This window comes from Leclercia sp. G3L (assembly GCF_021117075.1).
GTDB lineage: Bacteria > Pseudomonadota > Gammaproteobacteria > Enterobacterales > Enterobacteriaceae > Enterobacter > Enterobacter adecarboxylatus_C.
Genome location: NZ_CP088265.1, coordinates 4,187,365 through 4,207,944 on the forward strand (window position 1 = coordinate 4,187,365; position 20,580 = coordinate 4,207,944).

The following is a 20,580-nucleotide window of genomic DNA, read 5'->3' on the forward strand; positions in this document are numbered from 1 at the left end:
GCAAACAATGAGAATTTACATCCCTTCATTTTGCGCTACATTTCATACCTCTTAATGCCCGGGCAATAACATTTGACGTTTTTATGAACATTCCGTTGTCATCCGTTTTGGATATGAAACGAATAATGCGACAATCTGCCGACAGGACGTATTAAAAACAGGAACGACATGACTCAATTACCTAAATTTTCCACTGCGCTATTACATCCTCGTTACTGGCTGACCTGGGCTGGCATCGGTTTATTATGGTTACTGGTGCAGCTGCCCTACCCGCTGATCTACCGTCTCGGCTGCGGCCTGGGTCGCCTGGCGATGCGCTTTATGTCCCGCCGCGCCTGGATCGCCCGACGCAATCTGGAACTCTGTTTTCCTGAGATGAGCGAGCAAGAGCGTCACGACATGGTGGTCAAAAACTTTGAATCCGTCGGCATGGGGCTGATGGAGACCGGGATGGCATGGTTCTGGTCCGATAAACGCATGGCGCGCTGGACCGAAGTGACCGGCACCGGCATGGAGCCCGTGCATCAGCTCCAGGCGCAGAAAACCGGCGTACTGCTGATTGGCGTTCATTTTCTCACGCTGGAGATCGGCGCGCGGATGTTCGGCATGCAGGCCCCCGGCATCGGCGTCTATCGCCCGAACGACAATCCGGTGATCGACTGGCTGCAAACCTGGGGCCGGATGCGCTCCAACAAGAGCATGATCGACCGTAAAGATCTCAAGGGGATGATCCGGGCGCTGAAATCCGGCGAGGTGATCTGGTATGCGCCGGACCATGACTACGGCCCTGGCGCCAGCGTCTTCGTTCCGTTCTTTGCCGTCGATGAAGCGGCCACTACCACAGGTACCTGGACGCTGGCCCGTCTGTCGCAGGCGGCAATTGTGCCCTTCGTACCGCGCCGCAAATCCAACGGTAAGGGCTATGAGCTGATGATGCTGGAACCAGAGTGTTCCCCACCGCTGGACGATGCGAAAACCACCGCCGCGTGGATGAATGAGGTGGTTGAGAAGTGCATCCTGCTGGCACCGGAACAGTATATGTGGCTGCATCGCCGCTTCAAAACCCGCCCTGAAGGCGTACCTTCCCGCTATTAACGTTCTGCCCTGCGGCCTCTCCGGCCGCACCACCCTTTTGACTTATCATGCTTTCCCGCATTGCAGCAACCATCACCCAGGCGCATAATTAGCAGGCTTATTACTTCTTTAAATGATGATGCCGCTGCGCATCATAATGCGGATAGCTATGTCTCCCTCAGAAACGCCAATTAACTGGAAGCGGAACCTCATGGTGGCCTGGCTGGGCTGCTTTCTCACCGGGGCCGCCTTTAGCCTGGTCATGCCTTTCCTGCCGCTGTATGTCGAACAGCTGGGCGTCAGCGGCCACAGCGCCCTCAACATGTGGTCGGGGCTGGTCTTCAGCATCACCTTCCTCTTCTCCGCCATCGCGTCTCCGTTCTGGGGTGGGCTGGCCGATCGCAAGGGGCGTAAGATTATGCTGCTGCGCTCGGCGCTGGGGATGGCGATTATCATGCTGCTGATGGGGATGGCGCAAAACATCTGGCAATTTCTGATCTTACGCGCCGTGCTGGGACTGCTGGGCGGGTTTGTGCCCAATGCCAACGCGCTTATCGCCACGCAAATTCCTCGCCATAAAAGCGGCTGGGCGTTAGGCACCCTCTCCACCGGTGCGGTGAGCGGCGCTCTGCTCGGCCCGTTGGCCGGCGGGCTTCTGGCGGACAGCTACGGTCTGCGCCCGGTCTTTTTCATCACCGCGGGCGTCCTGTTTGCCTGCTTCCTGCTGACCTTTTTCTGCATTCGGGAAAATTTTACTCCGGTGCCCAAAAAAGAGATGCTGCATGCCCGCCAGGTGTTCGCCTCGCTGAAAAACCCCCGACTGGTAATCAGCCTGTTTGTCACCACCATGATCATTCAGGTAGCGACCGGGTCCATCGCGCCGATCCTGACCCTGTATGTACGCGACCTCGCCGGCCACGTCAGCAATATCGCCTTTATCAGCGGCTTAATCGCCTCGGTGCCGGGCGTGGCCGCGCTGATCAGCGCCCCGCGGCTGGGTAAACTGGGGGATCGCATCGGCCCGGAAAGGATCCTGATTGTCGCCCTGGCGATCTCCGTCCTGCTGCTTATCCCGATGTCCTTCGTGCAATCGCCGTGGCAGCTGGGCGTACTGCGCTTTTTGCTCGGGGCGGCCGATGGTGCCCTGCTGCCTGCGGTCCAGACCCTGCTGGTCTATAACTCCACCAATCAGATTGCCGGCCGTATCTTCAGCTATAACCAGTCGTTCCGTGATATCGGCAACGTCACCGGCCCGCTTCTCGGGGCCGGTATCGCGGCCAGCTACGGTTTTCGCGCGGTGTTTATTGTGACCGCCTGCGTGGTGATGTTTAACGTCTTTTACTCCTGGGTAAGTCTGTCGCGGGCCGTTCGCCAGCCGCGGTCTTTCCACGAGCCGGATAGGGTATCTGCGCCAGATTAAGACAACTTCGTGAATGCTTTTACGGCTTTCATACTTGCAATTATGGAGAATCAGCTATTCTTTCCCTGAACACCATGTCAAATCACAGGGAGACGCCGATGACTATGTTTGCCACTCTAGAGGCAGAGTAAAACAAAATACATATTGTTTTATTTGCGTTTTTTCTTGAGCTGATTGCTAGTACTTTAACCGTCCACCAACACATGTATCACTACCGCCCCGTCATGTACCACTCAAAATCAGCACCAGCATCTTGATCACATCGTCCAGTACTACAGGTGGCAGCCATACGCCGAACACTGCCAGTACAAGAGGTGCAATGACATAGTTGTATACGATGAGAAAAACGAACACGTAAGCAATGTAGTGCTTCCATGAACTATCAGCCTTAACACTACCCTTAGTCTTTACCTTGCCAGGCTTTGTAGTCTTACCCTGCCCCAGTAGCTTTAGTAGCCATCCCTTCACGAACTCAATCATGTTAAGTCCTCCAGGAGTTCACGAATTTTCTGCATGTGCTCTTTATCCATTCCTGCTGTGAACTTGAATTTCGCCATCAACGCTTTATTCAAACTGCCCCACTGAGAACACAACATACAGATCAGTGCAGACTCACAGTGAAGTGCTTCGGCATATGTTGGATAACACGCCAAGATGCTCTTTTTATACGGTTCACCCGCTTCGATCATTTCATTCACTGACCTACTTGAACTGGTGTAATCGTTCCAGTTCGACTGTTTAGAAGTACTCTTAATCTCTGAGACACTTTTTACCGATTTCCATACTCGTTTCTGACCAATATAGAATTCACCACTATTCGGAAACTGGATTATATATACGAAACACGCTGTTTCTTCTGGAATGAAGTATTCATCCTGATACCACATTGCCCATTTCATTTCTTGTTCTGCATTTGACGCCATTTTTTACCTTCCTTGATAAATAAGTCATACAACTATTTATGAGGAAACATCAAAATGAGCATCGAAACAGACGCAATCGAGTTACTGAAAAAACTTGAAGGTACTAAACAATACCAGACCAAAATGAAGTACTTCAGAAATGGAATGTTTCATATTTATAAAGACTCAGAAGGCTTTGAAACTATCGGGTACGGTCATCTGGTTAAACAAAGTGAACGTATTAAATTCGTGAACGGAATTACAGAACAGCAAGCCGATCAATTACTCCTGGTCGATTACCAGAAAGCAAAGCGTGATGCTGATTCATTCAATCTGGATTTACCGGAACGCTGGAATGCATTAGTCTCTATTCTCGTATTCCAGTTGGGTAAAGCTGGTTACTCTAAGTTCGTTAAGCACCTTGCCGCACTGAAAAACCACAATTACGCTACTGCAATTGCAGAACTGAAAAACAGCAAACTTTATCAACAAACACCAAATCGTATTGACCAGTTACTGTACTGGGTAACAAACTAAAACAACAAAGGCCAGCTATTATGCTGGCCTTTGTTGTTTTTCATGCTGCAATTCTAAAATGGTCAATACGCGTGACAGTTTCACATCAATTTCGTTGATTTTCATCTGAACGTTTTTCAATTCAGACTCTAAAACAACCTGCTCATTTTCAATTTTGTCTAAACGTTGTTTCAGTAGTTTCTGTTCAGATTGCAAGTCTGCAATGCGACGTTCCAGAGCCTCTGTATCCTGTTTGAACTCACGGTATCGTGTGAATGCAAAACCCAGTACTGCCACGGTCGCACTTACACCCGCAATTAATGTACCTGTAATCATCATACGCAAATCCCGAGAAACAGACTCAGCGTAACGATTGTCCATAATGGCAAGCCAACAGTATGCAGTGCAGCAAGTCCTACTACTGCTGCTGCATAAATGCCAAACTTGATTATTTTTTCTTTATCCATATTATTATCCTCTCTCAATTGTACTGAGAGTATTTATTATTTTTATTGTAAAAACGGCTGTTTTAACTGTACCAGGTAGTACTGAATGTCCAGACCCTTAACGAACAATTTGTATACGTCAATTACCTGCACCTGGTACACATCATCGTAATATTGCCAGTCAACAATATCACCACGGTTCAGTACTGGATCGTTAACCTGCATGAATGCAATGTTCATACAATCATTACCCATTACATCAAGTCCGTAATCGTTAAAGTACTTTGTATTGATGAATGCCTGATTGAATGGCTTATTGCACATCAGAACGTCCTTACACGCTAATTTGATGTTCTCTGTAACTTCTACGCTGAAATGCTCTTGCATTAGTTTCTCCTGAATATAAATATTCCTTTCATATTATTTATCACTAATCTCGCTTTTTGTTCAGTTTCATCAAAGAAGTCATAAATCATATTGCGTTTTTTCTTCTCATATTTACCGATAATACGTTTACTCCGTTTTTTCTTTTTCAGACTGGTATCAATCAAATACTTTTTACCGTTCTGTTCCACTACCTTGTACTTTTTACCCATCTGGGTATGCAGTCCTGCAATGTTGCCCTGTGCAGTCATACGAGCGTTAGCAGTTGGAATAATTTTGTTAAACGTTGCCGGATCATCTGTCAGTACTGAACGCAGATAAGCAGCCTGTGAACCTCGTACTATGATCTGGTTCGTTCTCGTACCATTACCGTGCTGAATGAAATTGAAGAATATCGCCCGTTTGGTAAAAGCAACAGAACCACCCTCAACACTGTTGTTGATGTCATCCTGAATCTGTTTCGATAATGCACGGCATCGTTTTGTTAATTCTGACTGAAAATCTGTTATAAACACTTTGCCCTGACTATTCAGTACTCGTACTGCGTCGGCGGGAGTTGGCCCCCGCCTAAAATCGCCTGATATCATTTTGTTCTCCTTATGCTCTACCCACGATTACAGTTATATTTGCACCGTTGTAAGCACCCACATTATTGTTAGAACGCTGTTCAATTGTTAGTGTTACCGCTACGCCTGCTGGAATTGTCATCGTACCCGACCCCACTGCAATATCGGATGACAGACCTGTAGCAGAAGCACTAGTGAATACAAGGCCAGCACCATTTGCATATATGTTTACACCACGAATATTAGTAGACTCTCTAGGTGGGTTGTAATTTCCGTCATAACCGCCTTTTACAGTGACCGGAACGCATGGGATTGACAGAATACGGGCAAATTGTGGTTCTGCTGGGATAGTGATACCGCCACTGCCTAACAGGAATACACGCATAATATCGCCCTGAATACTGTTCGCTTTCAGGTTATCAATCGTACAGTTACTGAAATAGCCATTAGTGAATGAACCGCCTGACGCATATACAGTACCCTTGAAATAGCCGCTCTCCGCGTAAACGTCACCTTTGAAATAACCGTTCTCCGCAAAAACACTACCCCGGAAATATCCGTTATTGAAGTAGCTCGTACCATCTTTTCTTATGCACCAGCCTTGTCCGCCATTAGCAGGCCATGCATCATTCCAGTTGTTTGAACTAATCTGATTACCAATCTTAGCGTTATTAATACTACCGTCCTGCACCTGAAGTGACCCCACACTCGCTGATCCGAGGTGAGCCTGACCTATACTTGCGTTAGCAATCATTGCTGAATTGATGTAAACGGTATTGTTCTGTACGGCAAACGGAATTACCGGGTTAGATACTGCACCAGATGTTTTAGCCGTGATAATTTTAAAATCATCTGCTACAAAATATACAGCACTTGCTTTTGTATTTGCATCAGCATAGATACCCATACCTGCAATAGTACCGTTAGCATTTACTTTCAATTCGTAATGGCTATTAACGGTATTTTTTAATGCATCGATATTGGTAGTCATGGCAGTACTGACACTTGAAATATTACCGTTCAGTTCAGATTTTGCCTGAGATAGTGCAGTACTTTGAGCCGTGTCTTTACTGGTGATAGTACTGTTCAGTGTTGCAACCTGGGACGTAATATTACTGTTGATACTACTAACCTGTGCATTCAGTGCCTGTGTCTGAGCCGTATCTTTAGTCGTAATAGTCTGATTCAGTGTTGTGACTGCTGCACTGATATCTGTAGCTGTTTTACTGGTTAGCTGGGTAATACTGGTCGCGTTTGCCTTATCTCCATCAGTGATTGCCTTATTCAACGTAGTGACCTGTGCTGATAAATCCGCTGCTGTAGTTGCCTGCAAATTGGTAATTGCCGTTGCGTTAACCTTATCACCGTCATTAATCAACTTTGTCGTTTTGGTTTCTGATGCACCTATCTTAGTAGTGGTGTTCACGTTGGCCTGTGACACTGCGTCGTCAATAGCAGTACTAATCTTGTCGTCCAGATGTAGAAAATCGTTCAGTGACTGTTCATCCTGTGCTGACCAGTTAACTTTTGATTGCAGATCAACATATACCCCTGCCGTGAAAATAATTGCGTCCTGTCCGAACTCGTCATAAGCACCTGCACGTACATAGTACTTCCCATCATCAACAGGGAAACTGTGCATGAACGGACTGTTAGTACCGAACGTTTTCAGATTCTGTGTGAACGTACTGTTCGTGGCAACCTGTACCTGTACACCTGCGAAATCACTGACACCTGCTTCCGGGTTATTGTACGTCACGAAAATAGACTCATAACCAGCGTTAGCCGTAAACCCGGTCAATGCCGGGCATTGTGGGTTAGTCACCGTGATACGGGCTTCTGCACTGTAGATACTGCTGTTATGACCCCATGCCACAACACCGAAAGTACGGGTACGGCTGAGAGTGTCTAATTTGTTCATCGCATAGGTGTACGTGAATTGGTTAGCCTGAATGAAGTACGACCGCTTCTTAACCATGCCAGTGTCATACACAATGATTTCGTATTTGTTGAAATACTCGCTGAACTTTTTGCCGTTCACGTTCAGATATGACTGATCATCCCAACCGATTATGAAGTCCAGAGCATCTGTAGTATTGGCAGTACTGCCACGGTTGATCAGATTCAGGCCAGTAATAGCAGGCAGGGTAAACGCGAAATCAGGTACAACACCGTTCTGTGTCACCTTGTCTGACACAATGCCGAGGTTGTTGAATGCTGCTACTGCAAAATCATACTGAACGCCTGCTGTGAGGCCGTATAGCTCGTAACTCTGTACGTACTGGTTCGTGCTGCCACCATACGTCCAGGTTTGCGTACCCGTCTGACGGTAATAGACGTAGTAACCCCTTAAGTACTGATCGACACTAGCCGCCCATGAAAGTACTACAGTCTGCCCCTGATTCGTTGCACCCTTCTTAACAACAGATAGGTTTGACGGTGGCAGTACTGCTACTGGCTTCGGTAATGTACCTTCCCAGCCGTACATCGGAACGTCTACGCCTTCATAAATGCCCTGGTGATACTCTACGCATTGCAAATTAACCATGCCGATACTGTCGGTATTCGTGCTAATCGATTTACCCGCAACCCTGAACAGCTTATTTTCGTAGCCATGTTCCGGGAGAGTTACCGTAATTACATCCCAGACCTTTAGATCCCAGCCTGAGTCAGTATTGAAGCTGATTGTATTATGGCTGTATTTGCCCTTCAGCAATTCGATGTTAATCAGGTGTTCAACCTGGTCTTTGTCATATACCCATGAATAATCGAGACTCTTAGCAATAACAAGGCCATCACTGGTTAATACATCACTGGCAGGAATATCTGACGGTATACGCAAGATATCATCACTATAATTGTTAGTGGTGTTCTTCCATGTTGCATCGATGGTATTGAAATAGTCACTGATACCACTCGTAGTACTGACAAATTCACCGAAAATTGTTGATTCGTCAAATGTCTGTACTGACAGTGCCGGAATATCTACAGTTAAATATAGCTTACCGCAATGAATGCTTGTGATGCCCCCAAATGTCATCAACATCTTTTCAATGTTTGATTTATAAGTGGACTGATAATCAATAGCACCATTACTGAACATCTGATAACGGGTACAGTACTGTGCTGCTGTCTGGAATGATGGCAAATCAATATTACCAGGACTGACACCGAGACCATACTCTGTATTGGTCACATAATCGTATAACTGGTTTACTGGGTTATTACTGACAATAGTAGTTCCAGACACTAAATCGTAAATTTTCTTACCAGAACATTCAGCTGTTAATACGTAACTATCGTTGACCAGTAGATTATCTTCTAATGATTTTTGAGTTTTCTTGATAACGGTATAAATCTGTACAATCCCGTTACCTTTGAACGTACTGTTATTCCATTGAGTACCCGCATACGTACCAGCTAATACTTTACCCCCCGTGTAATTAGGCTTCCCGAAATATACCTCTAACTGCAAAATATCACGGTATTTCGCATCGATACTGGTATTCGGTACGACCCCTTCAACAGTGACAGGAGTTGTTAAAATCGGCTCGTCATCAAGCCAGATTTGGCTGACCTTGTTGATCTCTCCCATTGCCAGGGCATGACTCGTAAACAGGTACTGGCTGCTGCTGTTCTGGACGTTGTACCAGTTAACGATTGAACCGCATTTAACCTTTTCACCGTACAGGATAGGTATACCCGTTTGTGGGCTAGTAGAACGGCTGAGAGTCGTTGCACTGTCTGTATGAGGTGTAATACCCGGCATCTGTGACAACATCGAGGTTGCGATCAAACTCGCAGAACCAGCAGCGGCTCCCCATGCCGCCGCTGCTGAAAGACTTGCACCGCCCGTATAGACCGCTGCCGCTACAGCTACAGCCGTGATCAGTGCACCGACAATACTCATTCCTGAGATTTTACCGCCCATTATTCACCCCCTTCCGTGCCTGCCGTGCCTGCATCAGGAGTGATCCGGTAAAACGTCCAGTCATGTAGCCAGGGCAGTACTGCCAGGTTGAATCCAGTACTGTCAGCATTAAGGGCAATATACTTACCATCCAGTACTACAGAACCGTGAATACCGTTAACCATGATGTCACCGAACACTGGCTGATCGACCTGTACGCCATGCTTCTTACAGATCTGTTCCAGTGAACCCAGTTCGTGTTTAGTGAACAGTTTCTGACCTGCTTTGATGGTTTTATATTTCCCCATTGCTAAATCGGTATATGCAGTACCGCATACCTGATCGATAACTTTCAGTACCAGAATATTGCAATCATTTTTGCCTAACAGGAATTCAGTACTGATACATTCCTGAGCAATGTTGTGAATCTTAATTATTTGGTTTCTCATTTCTTATACTTCCATGTTTGCTGAGAGTTAATTTTTCCTAGTAATGAAAAGTACGCGTCATTCTTATGTGTACTTTGGTGTACTGAGTTAGCGGCTAAGGTACGCTGCTGTACGTCCAGCTTCTTCCATATGCTATTGACGTATACGGTTAATTCATTTTTTAAATCATCGTTATTCGAAATCGATTCGAAATAATCTATATAGCCACTGAACATTAGAGAGTTATCCAGTACTGTAGCGTCTGCTGGATTCAAAATAGTCAGCCACATATTTACCTGTGCATTTTTCAGACCTCCTGATAATGCCAGCACCTGGAACGACTGTGATACATTGCTAACTTTGAATGACATTGAATCATTACTGATATCTTTCTGTTCACTGAATGAGCCGAAACTGTCATTAATGAAGTCCGGGAATGAGGTGTACAAATTACCGCTGATATTCAGATCGATATAACCATCATTTAGATGAAGTGCCTGAACACCCGACCCCTGAACGGGGTAGATATCAATACATTTAACGGTCACGCCTAATTGCATAACTTCTGATACTGATAACTGTGTTTTATTACCGCCCCTGGTAGCATTCCAGTACTTCAATAGTGCTGAATTCGTAAATACTGCCTGATTCATTATAACGCCTCCGTCGCTTTGACTTGCAGAGTCATAATGTTTTTGGATTGCAGATTTAAATCACAGTCAATATCGATAATGAATGTTCCGGTGATACCCTGAAAGCGGATTACTTCACCCGCCTGTACGTTCTGACGTAACGCCGGGAAAACGGTAATTGAAGTGCCTGTATTGGCGATAATGCGATGAATTTTAGTACTGTTCTGGAAGGTTACTAACGTTCCAACTTCAAGCATATTTGCTGTGCAAGGGATAACAGACCCGCCTTTATTAATAGTTGCAGTACTGTATACTGTTGCAAAATGCTTGCCTGTATATTGACTGTAATAACCTAAATCTGTACTGAAAGGTTTGCCCTGCGAATATTGAGCAATAAAATTCAGTACTTCCTGTCGGTCTGCCTGATTGAACTGGATATTGAATGTTAATTGATAGTACTGAATACCCGTACTGCGGCGTATCTGTGAGCCTGTCCAACTTTTATTAGAGTATGCTGGTTCAATACTCTGCATTTGGAAGTCACTAATTTTAATGTCGTTCGAAAATAAAGCCATTTGAAATCTCCTGATTTATAGTATTTATCAGGAGAACGAAAACAAAAAAGCCAGCGTGAATGCTGGCTTTTGATATTAAGTGTTTCTCTTTTGTGCTGCCCGAACTGACTGCATAACGTTATTAGAATGCTTCTTTAACATTGTCTGGAATTGTTCATCAGTAATTTGACCACCACCATTAACTACCAGTGGTGCATTAATGACAATCTGACCAGTACTGTTACTCTCCTGCTTATCCTGCTGTTTCAGGAATTGAGTTAAATCACGGTTGTTATCGTTATTCAGAACACGTTCACCCGCTTTCAATACCCATGTTGATTCATCTTTGCCACCCAGTTTAGGTACTGAATCAATACCGCTGTGTGCCTGCCCCTGAATCTGTGTACCACGTGCAGTACTGATAATGGATGCCCCTAAACTTGCCACCTGTGCATAGTTCGCAAAGTTGGCAGGCCACGGCGTAGCCATCGCATTCGCTAATGCTTCCTGAATTTTCATAACAATATTGGCAATCGATATACTCTTACCTACCACAAAAGCGGCTTGAGCGGCCTTGTTGCCCTTTCCTGCAACACCTTCAAGCATGGTTCCAATATTCATGGCTGAATCTGCAAACATCTGGATCTGTGCCTGGCTGTTCTGCCGTTCCACTTCTGCCGCTTTGTTATTGTATTTTGCAGTCAAATCAGCTTTACGTTTTTCAAACTGTTCTTTACTAATCAGTTTGTTCTGGTACATTTGTTCATCAACCTGAATTTCAAAATCACGCTGTTTATATATTTCATCCTGCTGCTGTTTGATATCTGCCTGATTGCCAAATGGGTTAGTTGGATCATGCAGTCCAGAACGGATATCCTGTGCTGAAAGCATTTTTGAAATATGTTCGGATGTAATATTCTGGGTATTACCGATAGTCAGTGCTGCCAGATTCTCACTTAATTGTTTAGGATCTGTTGCTTCCAGCATCTCAGTAATAATACGTTTAGAACCTTCAAGCCTCGCTGTTTCCTGCCGGGAAATAATATTTGTTTTCTGGGTTTCATTTAGATTTAGAATAGTTAAGGACTCATCCAGTTTTTTACGTAACTCGTTCTGTGTGTAGTTATATTGCAGTACTTGCTGTTCGGCGGAATTCTTACCCAGTTGAGACATTACCTGATTAAGGTTAATTTTTGCCTGTAGCTGTTTAAGCTCCAACTGTTTAGCGGCATCTGCGGCTTTTTTGGCTGCGTCTGATGCTTTCTTCTCACCTTCTGGATCTTTGAGTTTATAGGGCTTGCTGGTTGGCTGTTGCGTAGGTACTGCACCTGCCGTTGTACTGTTAGAGTACTGACCTTTGCCCCATGAATCCGGCAACGCATGATGATCACCCAGTGACGCAAAATCATATGCAAATCGTTTAAGATTTCCTCCCATCTGATCGAATGATGGTAATTTCCATTCACCAGAAAATATGTTGCGTAGCTCGTTGAGTGCTTCGATGACGGGTAATAGTGCGTTAACTCTGAGTTCCTGGAAGTTGCGATCCAATTGAGCAATATTCTGTTGATAGCGTCCGTATGCCTGTGCCGTTTCAGTAGTAATACCAGCATGTTGTTTTTCAATAGCATTGATCGCTTCAACTTCTGATTTGTACTGTCTCAGTACTGGCAATAGCTTACTACTGTCACTGGCGATAGACTCCATAGCGTTCGTGATCTCAGCATTCGACTTACCCGCTTTTTGCAGTTCGTAGAACGTCTTGATAATCATCTTGATACCGCCATCAGCATCATTCATGTACTTCGTAAAACCCTGTAGATTGACACCCCAGGCTTTCAGGTCATCCCCGAAACCACCCTTGCCTTCACGGAAGAAATCACCCATGTGATCAAGAGCATCTTTGTTGAAATCACTGAATTTGTCATATTCGATGTTCAGTGAACCAAAAGCACCCTGTAGCTTCTGTAATTGTTCTACGGTCATTCCAGAAGTTTGTGAGGCTTCATTCAGTACTTTAACGTAATCAGATGCTGCATTTACCTGGCTGATTGTAATAGCGGTTAGTGCACCGAACCCTGCACCTACAGCAAGTAGACCTGAGTTCATCCCGGCCAGCTTGCCAGTAATATCACCGAACCCACCAGATAATGAAGCGAGCGAACCGCCCGCCTCACGACTGAATGCATTTAAGCTGTTCCCGGCTGTACCTAAAGCACGTTGCAGGCCAGTAGCATCACCGTTGATATTGTGATCTTGACCCGCCATCTCCGGACAGCTTTTGTATCTTAAGTTAACGATGTCCGCTGCCGCCGATATTCCCTCGGGGAGTGATATCCCAGCGCGCTGTGCGGGTGGTTTTCATTGTAATGTGTGAACGCTGCTGCAAGGTTTCGCAGGGCTGTTCTCACATCTGGTTTTGCCATGAACGCGATATAGTCTTCCTTCATCGTCTTCACGAACCGTTCGGCCATGCCATTGCTCTGCGGGCTGCTCACCGCTGTTGTACACGGCTCCAGATTCAGCTCTCTGGCGAACCTCCGCGTTTCATGCGCGGTATATGCTGAACCGTTATCCGTCAGCCATTGAACCGGTGTGGTCGGCAGCCCGTCGCCGAAGCGCTTTTCCACCGACCTCAGCATCACATCCTGCACCGTCGAACTGTCGTAGCCTCCTGTGCTCGCTGCCCAGTCTATGGCTTCTCTGTCGCAGCAGTCCAGCGCGAACGTGACCCGCAGCTTCTCACCGTTGTCGCAGCCGAACTCGAAGCCATCTGAACACCAGCGCATATCGCTTTCTGCCACCGCGATTTTGCCCTTATGTTCACGCTTCGACCGCTCTGGTTTGTCATGCAGTAACAGCAGATTATGCTCGCTCATAAGCCGGTAAAGCCGTTTGGCGTTCACGGGGGCAGTCCCTCTGTACGACGTTGCGTACGCAGGATGCCCCACACACGGCGATAGCCGTAACTGGGCATATCGCTGATGATATCGAGGATCTCTGACAGTATTTCAGCGTCTGCTTCGTCATCACGCCGGTTACAGCGCCTGTCCTGCCAGTCGGCAGAACGGTTAATTCGCAGTGACAGCTGCGCACGCGACACGCCCATGGTGCGGCTGACCAGGGCTATTCCCCGTCCTTTGGCAACAAGGGCGCGTGCGCTATCCATTTTCGCGACTGAGCGTACTCCACGGCTTCTTTCAGGATCTCAACTTCCATCGTCTTCTTGCCCAGCAGGCGCTGAAGCTCCCGGACCTGCTTCAGAGCAGCAGTAAGCTCAGAAGCTGGAACAACTTCTTCTCCGGCCGCAACGGCGGTGAGGCTGCCTTCCTGATATTGCTTCTTCCACTTAAACAGCAGGCTGGGCTGGATGCCATGCAGGCGGGCGACATGGGAGACATTCATGCCCGGCTCCATCGTCTGCTGGATAATGGCGATCTTCTCCTGAGGAGTTTTACGTTTACGGACTTCTTGTCCTAACAGGATCCCGGTCATCTCAAAATTGGCGTTAGTGTTAGACATATATTCAAGCCTATCTCGGTGATGCTGCCAACTTACTGATTTAGTGTATGATGGTGTTTTTGAGGTGCTCCAGTGGCTTCTGTTTCTATCAGCTGTCCCTCCTGTTCAGCTACTGACGGGGTGGTGCGTAACGGCAAAAGCACTGCCGGACATCAGCGCTATCTCTGCTCTCACTGCCGTAAAACATGGCAACTGCAGTTCACTTACACCGCTTCTCAACCCGGTACGCACCAGAAAATCATTGATATGGCCATGAATGGCGTTGGATGCCGGGCAACCGCCCGCATTATGGGCGTTGGCCTCAACACGATTTTTCCGCCATTTAAAAAACTCAGGCCGCAGTCGGTAACCTCGCGCATACAGCCGGGCAGTGACGTCATCGTCTGCGCGGAAATGGACGAACAGTGGGGATACGTCGGGGCTAAATCGCGCCAGCGCTGGCTGTTTTACGCGTATGACAGGCTCCGGAAGACGGTTGTTGCGCACGTATTCGGTGAACGCACTATGGCGACGCTGGGGCGTCTTATGAGCCTGCTGTCACCCTTTGACGTGGTGATATGGATGACGGATGGCTGGCCGCTGTATGAATCCCGCCTGAAGGGAAAGCTGCACGTAATCAGCAAGCGATATACGCAGCGAATTGAGCGGCATAACCTGAATCTGAGGCAGCACCTGGCACGGCTGGGACGGAAGTCGCTGTCGTTCTCAAAATCGGTGGAGCTGCATGACAAAGTCATCGGGCATTATCTGAACATAAAACACTATCAATAAGTTGGAGTCATTACCGCCTATCTCTTATCTGGAGATACAGCTACTGTCTGGTGTTTCAGGGGGCTACATCATATTGAATACTAATTGTTGATTGTTCTGTGCCATCCTTAGCCCCCAGTACCAATACTGCCAGTAATGAATTGCATCATGGCTGACTGTTGTAATTGTTGTTGTGTCAGTTGTTTTTGTTCTTCATCCTGCATACGTTCATATACAGTTTTATTAGAAAGCAGGCCGTGCATATCCCAGTCATGTACAGTGGCCTTCTTCATCCCGTCCTGTGTCAGATTGCCACTGCTCATTAATATCAGGTGGGCAAGGTTTGAGTATTTGATATGTTCAAACCTTGCTCCTGATGGCTCAATACTGGAATCGTAAATCATCATGTACTCAAATAGTTCAGGATCTAATGACTCCAGTTCTGATGGACTCAACCCACGTTTGTTTAATAGTTTCAGGGTAAACATCAAACGCGGATTGTTTCTTATTTTTTTTCGATCTGATCCTGAACTTGTGGTTCGTCTGCTTTAGGCCACAATTTCATTACTGCGGTGTTAATTTCACCTACGATCAGTGCATCAATAGAATTAACGTTAATTTTACCGTCTTCATCTACATCAGAGAAAATAGGTGTACCGTTTTCATCTGCAACTGTGTAAAGAAGAGTTGATTTTGCATCAATGCATTTTTCGAAATTGCTGATAGCAGGTCGATGAATATGCAGTACTGCACCGTTCTTGAGGGTAATTTCATGCAATTCCGGTTTCAGGGCTGCAAATAGAGTATGAATATCCATTATGGCAGTAATCCCTGTGCTACTGGTGCACCGTCGCAAGCGAAATTAAGAGTCAAGTTCACTACTTTATCCCGATCACTCTCGATCTTGCGTTCTGTAATAAAACCGTTATAGGTGACATATGAACCAGTAGTTTTAGTGGCATCGTTGAAATAACTGAACTTCAACTGAATACGTGTACCGTTTTCAAAAGCGGTAACAAGTTGTTGATGAACTGTGTTATCTGGCATCCAGTTAAGCTGTAAAGTCACGTCGGCGTTAGTCTTTGAACCTACTAGTTTACGATTGTATGAAGTATTGAAAGAAACTACTTCGATTACTGTTGCAGTACTACCAGTACCTGGGAATGCTGCAATTTCTGGAATATTGGTAAATGTGGTAGCTTGAGTAGCTCCGGCTGTACCGATGCCTACTGCAAGATTACTACCCGTGAAAACATCCATTGGCATAATGATATCCTTATCATGTTGTTAATATTCAGTACTGGCATCCTTGCCAGTACTGAATTGTTGTTTTGTTTACTTACTTATTTATGGCTGCAATCATTGCCCGTAATTCAGCAATTTCATTTTCCATTGCTTCAATTTTTGCAATTGAATGATTTAGTGCAAGTGCGGTATCCATCATAATGACGTTATTATCAAGGGCCAAGGTATCATCCTTATCACAACGATTACCTTCATCGTCATATTCCGGTGCGGCTGGTACTAACTTGACATACTCACTATCAATATCGCGTAATGCGTCCTGTGCAATAATGCCACGGCGTTCACGTTCCATCGGATCGAAGTTATATATGAAAGTGCAGGGTTTCAGCTTTTTGATATTTTCATAAGATTCTTTACCATCGTTATATTCAATATCATGTTTTAGTGTTGCATCAGAGGTTGCTGCTTTCTGGAATGTGTAACTACCTGACCAACCGCCACCCGCTGTACAGCTCAAATCACCTGAAGCTGGAGTAAAGTACCAGTACCGGGTTCCCGCGTTACCTGAATCACCAAACTGAGTTAAAGAGGTGTTACCCCAGGCAATGTTTCCGTTTCCAACGTTGCCCCACATTGATCGCAGTTCATAACCACCGTTATGTCTATATGCCCATGACAATGCACCAATAGCACTGACACCAGCGGGATCGGTAGTCATATTTTGATAGATACCGGATTTACCTGACTGTGCTGATTCCCACCACGGTGCAGGAACTGGCGAACCTATTGATAAGAGGCTTCTGAAAGTACCATTAGTCGCTAATAAACTACCATCCTGACCGATATCAAAATAACTCTGATTAGAGGGAGAACCACCCGAGGCGATAATACGTGCCTTACGTGTTTCAACACCGCTTGAGGATTTTTCATATACAGAGAACATATAAGCGGCTGATAATTCTGCACCAGCAGCACTAATTGTAGATCTAACAAGACCACCAGCACCCGAGAAGTTATTAGGCGGTGTTGCCGCTAAAACTTCATCTGCCTCAATAACACGGGTAGTTAATTCACCTGTATTAGACAATTTGAGTAGCTCAGTTGTATCAGTAGTTCCCGTCGCAATTCTATAAGTGGTTCCCTGTACGGTTTCATGGAAAGTAGCATCAGTGGAACCCGATCCGCCTTTGAACTTTCTAAGGTATGACTTACCACCCGCTGTACCAGTACTCATAGATGTATGACCGTAGGTACTTTGGGCAACTGAATCCTGGTTGATAGTGTTCTTAACAGTGAGAGTACTGTTGAAAGTACTGGCACCTGTTACCGTGCCACCTGCCAATGCAAAACCACCCAGTGCTGCAAGGCCAGCCGCTGCTGTTGTGGCTCCTGTACCACCACCACTGATCGGGATAGTACCGCTGAAATCACCCTGAGTCAGTGTGATGTCACCAGTTAACGGAATGCCGTTAATCGTCAGTGATGAAGGTACAGTACCTTCGATATCAGCCTGTGTAAGAACCACATTACCCGTAAGAGGCTTACCATTAATGGTGCGACTAGTCGGTACTGCTCCAAGATTCGTTAAAGCTGCGGCTGCTGTTGTAGCTCCCGTGCCGCCACCAGTGATCGGGATTGCTGTAGTCAGTCCGGTAAGAGACTTGATAGTACTGTTCACACCTGCACTGGTAATATTTGCAGTACGAACCCATGCAGACCAGGTTACAACACCACTGCTATTACTTGTTCCTGTACGGTTATAGATATCATCAGCATTAGCCGGGTAATAGACCTGAGTACAGCTATTAGCATGTGTTAATCCATTTTTAAGTACAGCTAACGTACCTGCTGCAACTGCTGGATAATTCAATGCCACGGTAGCATTTGCACTTACAGGCTGTTCGTATATGCCATGAACAGAGCCGTTCAGGGTATTCAGATTGACGCCAGCCCCGATGGTTCCGTAGTACGGCATTGCTGATACATCGAGTGCCCCCAGTACTACATCATCGCTGAGTACTTGCCCGTTGATCGTTCTTGACGTTGGTACTGCTGATACATCTGCTGCATTCAGAACGATGTTGGCACTTAAAGGTTTCGAGTTCACTGTTACAGTTTTCGCTACCCCGCCGAGATTTGCTAAACCGGTTGCGGCTGTAGTACTTCCTGTGCCACCACCAGAAATAGGGATAGCAGTAGTCAGTCCAGTAAGAGACTTGATAGAACTGTTAACGCCTGCGGTAGTGATGTTTGCAGTACGAACCCATGCTGAGAAAGTGACTGTACCAGTGTCGTTAGAAGTTCCTGTACGGTTATAGATATCGTCAGTACTGGAAGGATAATAAACCTGAGTACATGAATTCGCGTGAGTTACGCCACTCTTCAGTACAAACAACGTACCACCCACTGCAACCGGATAGCTTAAAGCTGTTGTTGCGTTTGCCGTAACGGGTTGTTCATATACTCCAAAAACACCGCCGTGCAGAGTATTAAGATTAATTCCAGCGGCGATAGTTCCGTAGTACGGCATTGCTGATACATCGAGTGCTGAAAGGTCTACGTTAGAACTCAGAGCCTGACCATTAACAGTACGGCTGGTTGGTACTGTTCCGGCAATATCAGCCTGTGCCAATACAATATTTGTAGAAAGAGCCTTACCGTTAACGGTTAGAGTATTCGGTACAGAGCCTGCAATATCAGCCTGTGCTAATACAATGTTTGCAGAAAGAGCCTTACCATTTACTGTACGGCTGGTTGGTACTGTTCCGGCAATATCAGCCTGAGCAAGCGTAATATTACCTGTTAAGGCTTTACCATTCACAGTTAATGAAGTTGGTACAGTCCCTGCAATATCAGCCTGAGATAATACAATATTGCCTGATAATGGTTTGCTATTAACTGTTAAAGTACTGGGTACTGTGCCTGCAATATCAGTCTGAGATAATGTAATATCTGAGGTTAAGGGATAACCATTAACCCTACGGGCAACGTTCGAACCAGTACCGCCAGAACTGATAGGCAAAGGCGTACTTAACGTTGCACCAGTCGCCGTCAGAGCACCAGTAATCGTCAGGTTGCCAGTACTGGAAAGTGTCAGGGCATCAGAACTATCGGTAGTTGCACCAGTGGCTAATCGGTAGTTCCCTGCCTGTACGGTTTCATGAAAAATAGTATCACCAGTACCGCCACGCATTTTACGTAGATATGATTTCGTACCTGCGGCTGCTGAACTCAGTGATGTATGACCATAGGTTGCTGCTGCAACACCGTCCTGGGAAATTGTGTTGTTTACCGTTACTGCACCTGTAAGAGTACTGGCACCTGTCACGGCTAAAGTACTGGATAGTGACAGTGTTGTGCCTGTGACCCCACCAGTGAATGCACCGCCCGTTTTCGGCATCCCGCCGAGGTTAGAGAGTGCAGTACTTGCCACGGTTGCCCCTGTGCCGCCAGAACTGATAGGCAATGTTCCGGTTACGCCCTGCGTTGCACCTGCGGCCAGAGAGGGCTTATTTGCAGTACTGTAGACCTGATCCCATCCAGTACTGTCAGTGTTCCTGATGTACATGCGAGGTGTTGCAGTCTCAGACACTACGATCTGTGCCTTATTAGTGCCACCACCATCAACCATGCCTACACCCAGTAGATCTACACCCAGCGGGTTATCGGTACGTGTTGCACCAACTTTGATAAATGCGTTACCAGTTGGATCGGCTTCGTAATGTGGGACGGTTGTACCGTCTGCACCCAGACCATAATTACCGATTAATAATGGGGCTGGTTCGTCAATGCTGCCCTGATTGACTACAGAAGTCGGGGTATATGTCCATGTACGCCCGTACACCTTATTAATATCAGCATCGTCTTTCTGTGCGGTTATCTTTCCGTTCAGAATAATGAAGTGCTGACGTAAACTGGTTGGGCTTTCATAGATACTAAATTTCAACTGGAATACTTTGTTAGTACTGTATGCACTATTCAGAAATTGATGACCAACGTTTGACGGGTCATAATGTACAACAATACTGATGTTGCTGATCTTCAAATCACCTCGCAGTACTGCTAGGTATTCTTGATCATATGTTTCGATAGTCTGATTTGAACTACTGATTTTTACTTCTGGAAATGCACCGAGGTTATCAATGTTTGTATATACTGCTGTTGGGTAGTAGTTATTGATGTCAGTACTGTAAGATAGCAACGTGCGGTTGCCGAGCATGATCCCTGCCAT

19 protein-coding genes and 1 pseudogene are annotated in these 20,580 nt (G+C 46.1%); 4 read left to right on the forward strand and 16 right to left on the reverse strand.

From position 1 onward, the window contains the following. Positions 1–168 precede the first annotated feature (168 nt). Positions 169–1,095 carry a Kdo(2)-lipid IV(A) acyltransferase gene (locus LRS40_RS21650; protein WP_142489045.1) on the forward strand — a complete coding sequence of 309 codons (927 nt, stop codon included), beginning with the start codon at positions 169–171 and terminating at the stop codon, positions 1,093–1,095. 148 nt (positions 1,096–1,243) lie between these two features. Then, on the forward strand, positions 1,244–2,494 hold the full coding sequence (gene mdtG / locus LRS40_RS21655; RefSeq protein ID WP_231312640.1) for a multidrug efflux MFS transporter MdtG: 1,251 nt from the start codon (positions 1,244–1,246) through the stop codon (positions 2,492–2,494). A gap of 222 nt (positions 2,495–2,716) precedes the next feature. On the opposite strand, the gene LRS40_RS21660 is transcribed toward mdtG, so the two are convergent. Further along, a complete protein-coding gene (locus LRS40_RS21660; protein WP_231312641.1) occupies positions 2,717–2,974 on the reverse strand; it encodes a hypothetical protein in 258 nt (85 codons plus the stop codon). Further along, complete coding sequence (locus LRS40_RS21665) at positions 2,971–3,417, reverse strand: hypothetical protein (RefSeq protein ID WP_231312642.1); 447 nt, start codon at positions 3,415–3,417, stop codon at positions 2,971–2,973. The genes LRS40_RS21660 and LRS40_RS21665 overlap by 4 nt, the downstream gene beginning before the upstream one ends. Before the next feature lie 54 nt (positions 3,418–3,471). Between LRS40_RS21665 and LRS40_RS21670 the strand changes: the two genes are divergently transcribed. Then, positions 3,472–3,933 carry a glycoside hydrolase family protein gene (locus LRS40_RS21670; protein WP_231312643.1) on the forward strand — a complete coding sequence of 154 codons (462 nt, stop codon included), beginning with the start codon at positions 3,472–3,474 and terminating at the stop codon, positions 3,931–3,933. An 18-nt stretch (positions 3,934–3,951) separates the two neighbouring features. On the opposite strand, the gene LRS40_RS21675 is transcribed toward LRS40_RS21670, so the two are convergent. From LRS40_RS21675 to LRS40_RS21715, 10 genes and pseudogenes are all read right to left on the reverse strand, one after another. After that, entirely contained in the window at positions 3,952–4,251 is a 300-nt protein-coding gene (locus LRS40_RS21675; RefSeq protein ID WP_231312644.1) for a hypothetical protein, read from the reverse strand. Next, a complete protein-coding gene (locus LRS40_RS24705) occupies positions 4,248–4,379 on the reverse strand; it encodes a hypothetical protein (RefSeq protein WP_255474656.1) in 132 nt (43 codons plus the stop codon). Before LRS40_RS24705 ends, LRS40_RS21675 begins: the two co-directional genes overlap by 4 nt. A 42-nt stretch (positions 4,380–4,421) precedes the next feature. Then, positions 4,422–4,745, reverse strand: coding sequence for a hypothetical protein (locus LRS40_RS21680; protein ID WP_231312645.1), 324 nt, complete (start codon positions 4,743–4,745; stop codon positions 4,422–4,424). Then, complete coding sequence (locus LRS40_RS21685; RefSeq protein ID WP_231312646.1) at positions 4,745–5,329, reverse strand: hypothetical protein; 585 nt, start codon at positions 5,327–5,329, stop codon at positions 4,745–4,747. Before LRS40_RS21685 ends, LRS40_RS21680 begins: the two co-directional genes overlap by 1 nt. A gap of 10 nt (positions 5,330–5,339) precedes the next feature. Further along, positions 5,340–9,239, reverse strand: coding sequence for a fibronectin type III domain-containing protein (locus LRS40_RS21690; RefSeq protein WP_231312647.1), 3,900 nt, complete (start codon positions 9,237–9,239; stop codon positions 5,340–5,342). Then, positions 9,239–9,667 carry a hypothetical protein gene (locus LRS40_RS21695; RefSeq protein ID WP_231312648.1) on the reverse strand — a complete coding sequence of 143 codons (429 nt, stop codon included), beginning with the start codon at positions 9,665–9,667 and terminating at the stop codon, positions 9,239–9,241. Before LRS40_RS21695 ends, LRS40_RS21690 begins: the two co-directional genes overlap by 1 nt. After that, on the reverse strand, positions 9,664–10,299 hold the full coding sequence (locus LRS40_RS21700) for a DUF2163 domain-containing protein (protein WP_231312649.1): 636 nt from the start codon (positions 10,297–10,299) through the stop codon (positions 9,664–9,666). The genes LRS40_RS21695 and LRS40_RS21700 overlap by 4 nt, the downstream gene beginning before the upstream one ends. Beyond that, a complete protein-coding gene (locus LRS40_RS21705) occupies positions 10,299–10,853 on the reverse strand; it encodes a hypothetical protein (RefSeq protein ID WP_231312650.1) in 555 nt (184 codons plus the stop codon). Before LRS40_RS21705 ends, LRS40_RS21700 begins: the two co-directional genes overlap by 1 nt. 75 nt (positions 10,854–10,928) lie before the next feature. Continuing rightward, the gene (locus LRS40_RS21710; RefSeq protein ID WP_231312651.1) at positions 10,929–13,100 is read right to left on the reverse strand and encodes a hypothetical protein; all 2,172 of its coding nucleotides are present in this window, start codon (positions 13,098–13,100) and stop codon (positions 10,929–10,931) included. A gap of 20 nt (positions 13,101–13,120) precedes the next feature. Then, a pseudogene (locus LRS40_RS21715) lies at positions 13,121–14,327 on the reverse strand (IS3 family transposase). 99 nt (positions 14,328–14,426) lie between these two features. Here LRS40_RS21715 and LRS40_RS21720 point away from each other — a divergent pair. Then, positions 14,427–15,125: an IS1-like element IS1B family transposase gene (locus LRS40_RS21720; protein ID WP_001390876.1), complete on the forward strand. Its 699-nt coding sequence runs from the start codon at positions 14,427–14,429 to the stop codon at positions 15,123–15,125. Between the two features lie 107 nt (positions 15,126–15,232). Here the strand turns inward: LRS40_RS21720 and LRS40_RS21725 are convergent, their stop codons facing one another. The 4 genes from LRS40_RS21725 to LRS40_RS21740 all read right to left on the reverse strand — a co-directional run bounded on the left by LRS40_RS21725 (position 15,233) and on the right by LRS40_RS21740 (position 20,580). Then, positions 15,233–15,592, reverse strand: a complete 360-nt coding sequence (locus LRS40_RS21725) for a hypothetical protein (protein WP_231312652.1) — start codon at positions 15,590–15,592, stop codon at positions 15,233–15,235. Positions 15,593–15,609: 17 nt separating this feature from the next. Beyond that, positions 15,610–15,921 carry a hypothetical protein gene (locus LRS40_RS21730; protein ID WP_231312653.1) on the reverse strand — a complete coding sequence of 104 codons (312 nt, stop codon included), beginning with the start codon at positions 15,919–15,921 and terminating at the stop codon, positions 15,610–15,612. Next, positions 15,921–16,370, reverse strand: coding sequence for a phage tail tube protein (locus tag LRS40_RS21735; protein ID WP_231312654.1), 450 nt, complete (start codon positions 16,368–16,370; stop codon positions 15,921–15,923). Before LRS40_RS21735 ends, LRS40_RS21730 begins: the two co-directional genes overlap by 1 nt. Before the next feature lie 73 nt (positions 16,371–16,443). Beyond that, positions 16,444–20,580: a tail fiber domain-containing protein gene (locus LRS40_RS21740; protein WP_231312655.1), complete on the reverse strand. Its 4,137-nt coding sequence runs from the start codon at positions 20,578–20,580 to the stop codon at positions 16,444–16,446.

Excerpts from the sequence above, each read along its gene's own strand:
- LRS40_RS21670 (WP_231312643.1), top strand. The coding sequence starts at position 3,472 with ATGAGCATCGAAACAGACGCAATCGAGTTACTGAAAAAACTTGAAGGT.
- LRS40_RS21660 (WP_231312641.1), bottom strand. The coding sequence starts at position 2,974 with ATGATTGAGTTCGTGAAGGGATGGCTACTAAAGCTACTGGGGCAGGGT.
- LRS40_RS21700 (WP_231312649.1), bottom strand. The coding sequence starts at position 10,299 with ATGAATCAGGCAGTATTTACGAATTCAGCACTATTGAAGTACTGGAAT.
- LRS40_RS21650 (WP_142489045.1), top strand. The coding sequence starts at position 169 with ATGACTCAATTACCTAAATTTTCCACTGCGCTATTACATCCTCGTTAC.
- LRS40_RS21690 (WP_231312647.1), bottom strand. The coding sequence starts at position 9,239 with ATGGGCGGTAAAATCTCAGGAATGAGTATTGTCGGTGCACTGATCACG.
- LRS40_RS24705 (WP_255474656.1), bottom strand. The coding sequence starts at position 4,379 with ATGGATAAAGAAAAAATAATCAAGTTTGGCATTTATGCAGCAGCAGTA.
- LRS40_RS21735 (WP_231312654.1), bottom strand. The coding sequence starts at position 16,370 with ATGCCAATGGATGTTTTCACGGGTAGTAATCTTGCAGTAGGCATCGGT.
- LRS40_RS21730 (WP_231312653.1), bottom strand. The coding sequence starts at position 15,921 with ATGGATATTCATACTCTATTTGCAGCCCTGAAACCGGAATTGCATGAA.
- LRS40_RS21705 (WP_231312650.1), bottom strand. The coding sequence starts at position 10,853 with ATGGCTTTATTTTCGAACGACATTAAAATTAGTGACTTCCAAATGCAG.
- LRS40_RS21685 (WP_231312646.1), bottom strand. The coding sequence starts at position 5,329 with ATGATATCAGGCGATTTTAGGCGGGGGCCAACTCCCGCCGACGCAGTA.
- LRS40_RS21710 (WP_231312651.1), bottom strand. The coding sequence starts at position 13,100 with ATGGCGGGTCAAGATCACAATATCAACGGTGATGCTACTGGCCTGCAA.
- LRS40_RS21665 (WP_231312642.1), bottom strand. The coding sequence starts at position 3,417 with ATGGCGTCAAATGCAGAACAAGAAATGAAATGGGCAATGTGGTATCAG.
- LRS40_RS21740 (WP_231312655.1), bottom strand. The coding sequence starts at position 20,580 with ATGGCAGGGATCATGCTCGGCAACCGCACGTTGCTATCTTACAGTACT.
- mdtG (WP_231312640.1), top strand. The coding sequence starts at position 1,244 with ATGTCTCCCTCAGAAACGCCAATTAACTGGAAGCGGAACCTCATGGTG.
- LRS40_RS21680 (WP_231312645.1), bottom strand. The coding sequence starts at position 4,745 with ATGCAAGAGCATTTCAGCGTAGAAGTTACAGAGAACATCAAATTAGCG.
- LRS40_RS21695 (WP_231312648.1), bottom strand. The coding sequence starts at position 9,667 with ATGAGAAACCAAATAATTAAGATTCACAACATTGCTCAGGAATGTATC.
- LRS40_RS21725 (WP_231312652.1), bottom strand. The coding sequence starts at position 15,592 with ATGTTTACCCTGAAACTATTAAACAAACGTGGGTTGAGTCCATCAGAA.
- LRS40_RS21675 (WP_231312644.1), bottom strand. The coding sequence starts at position 4,251 with ATGATGATTACAGGTACATTAATTGCGGGTGTAAGTGCGACCGTGGCA.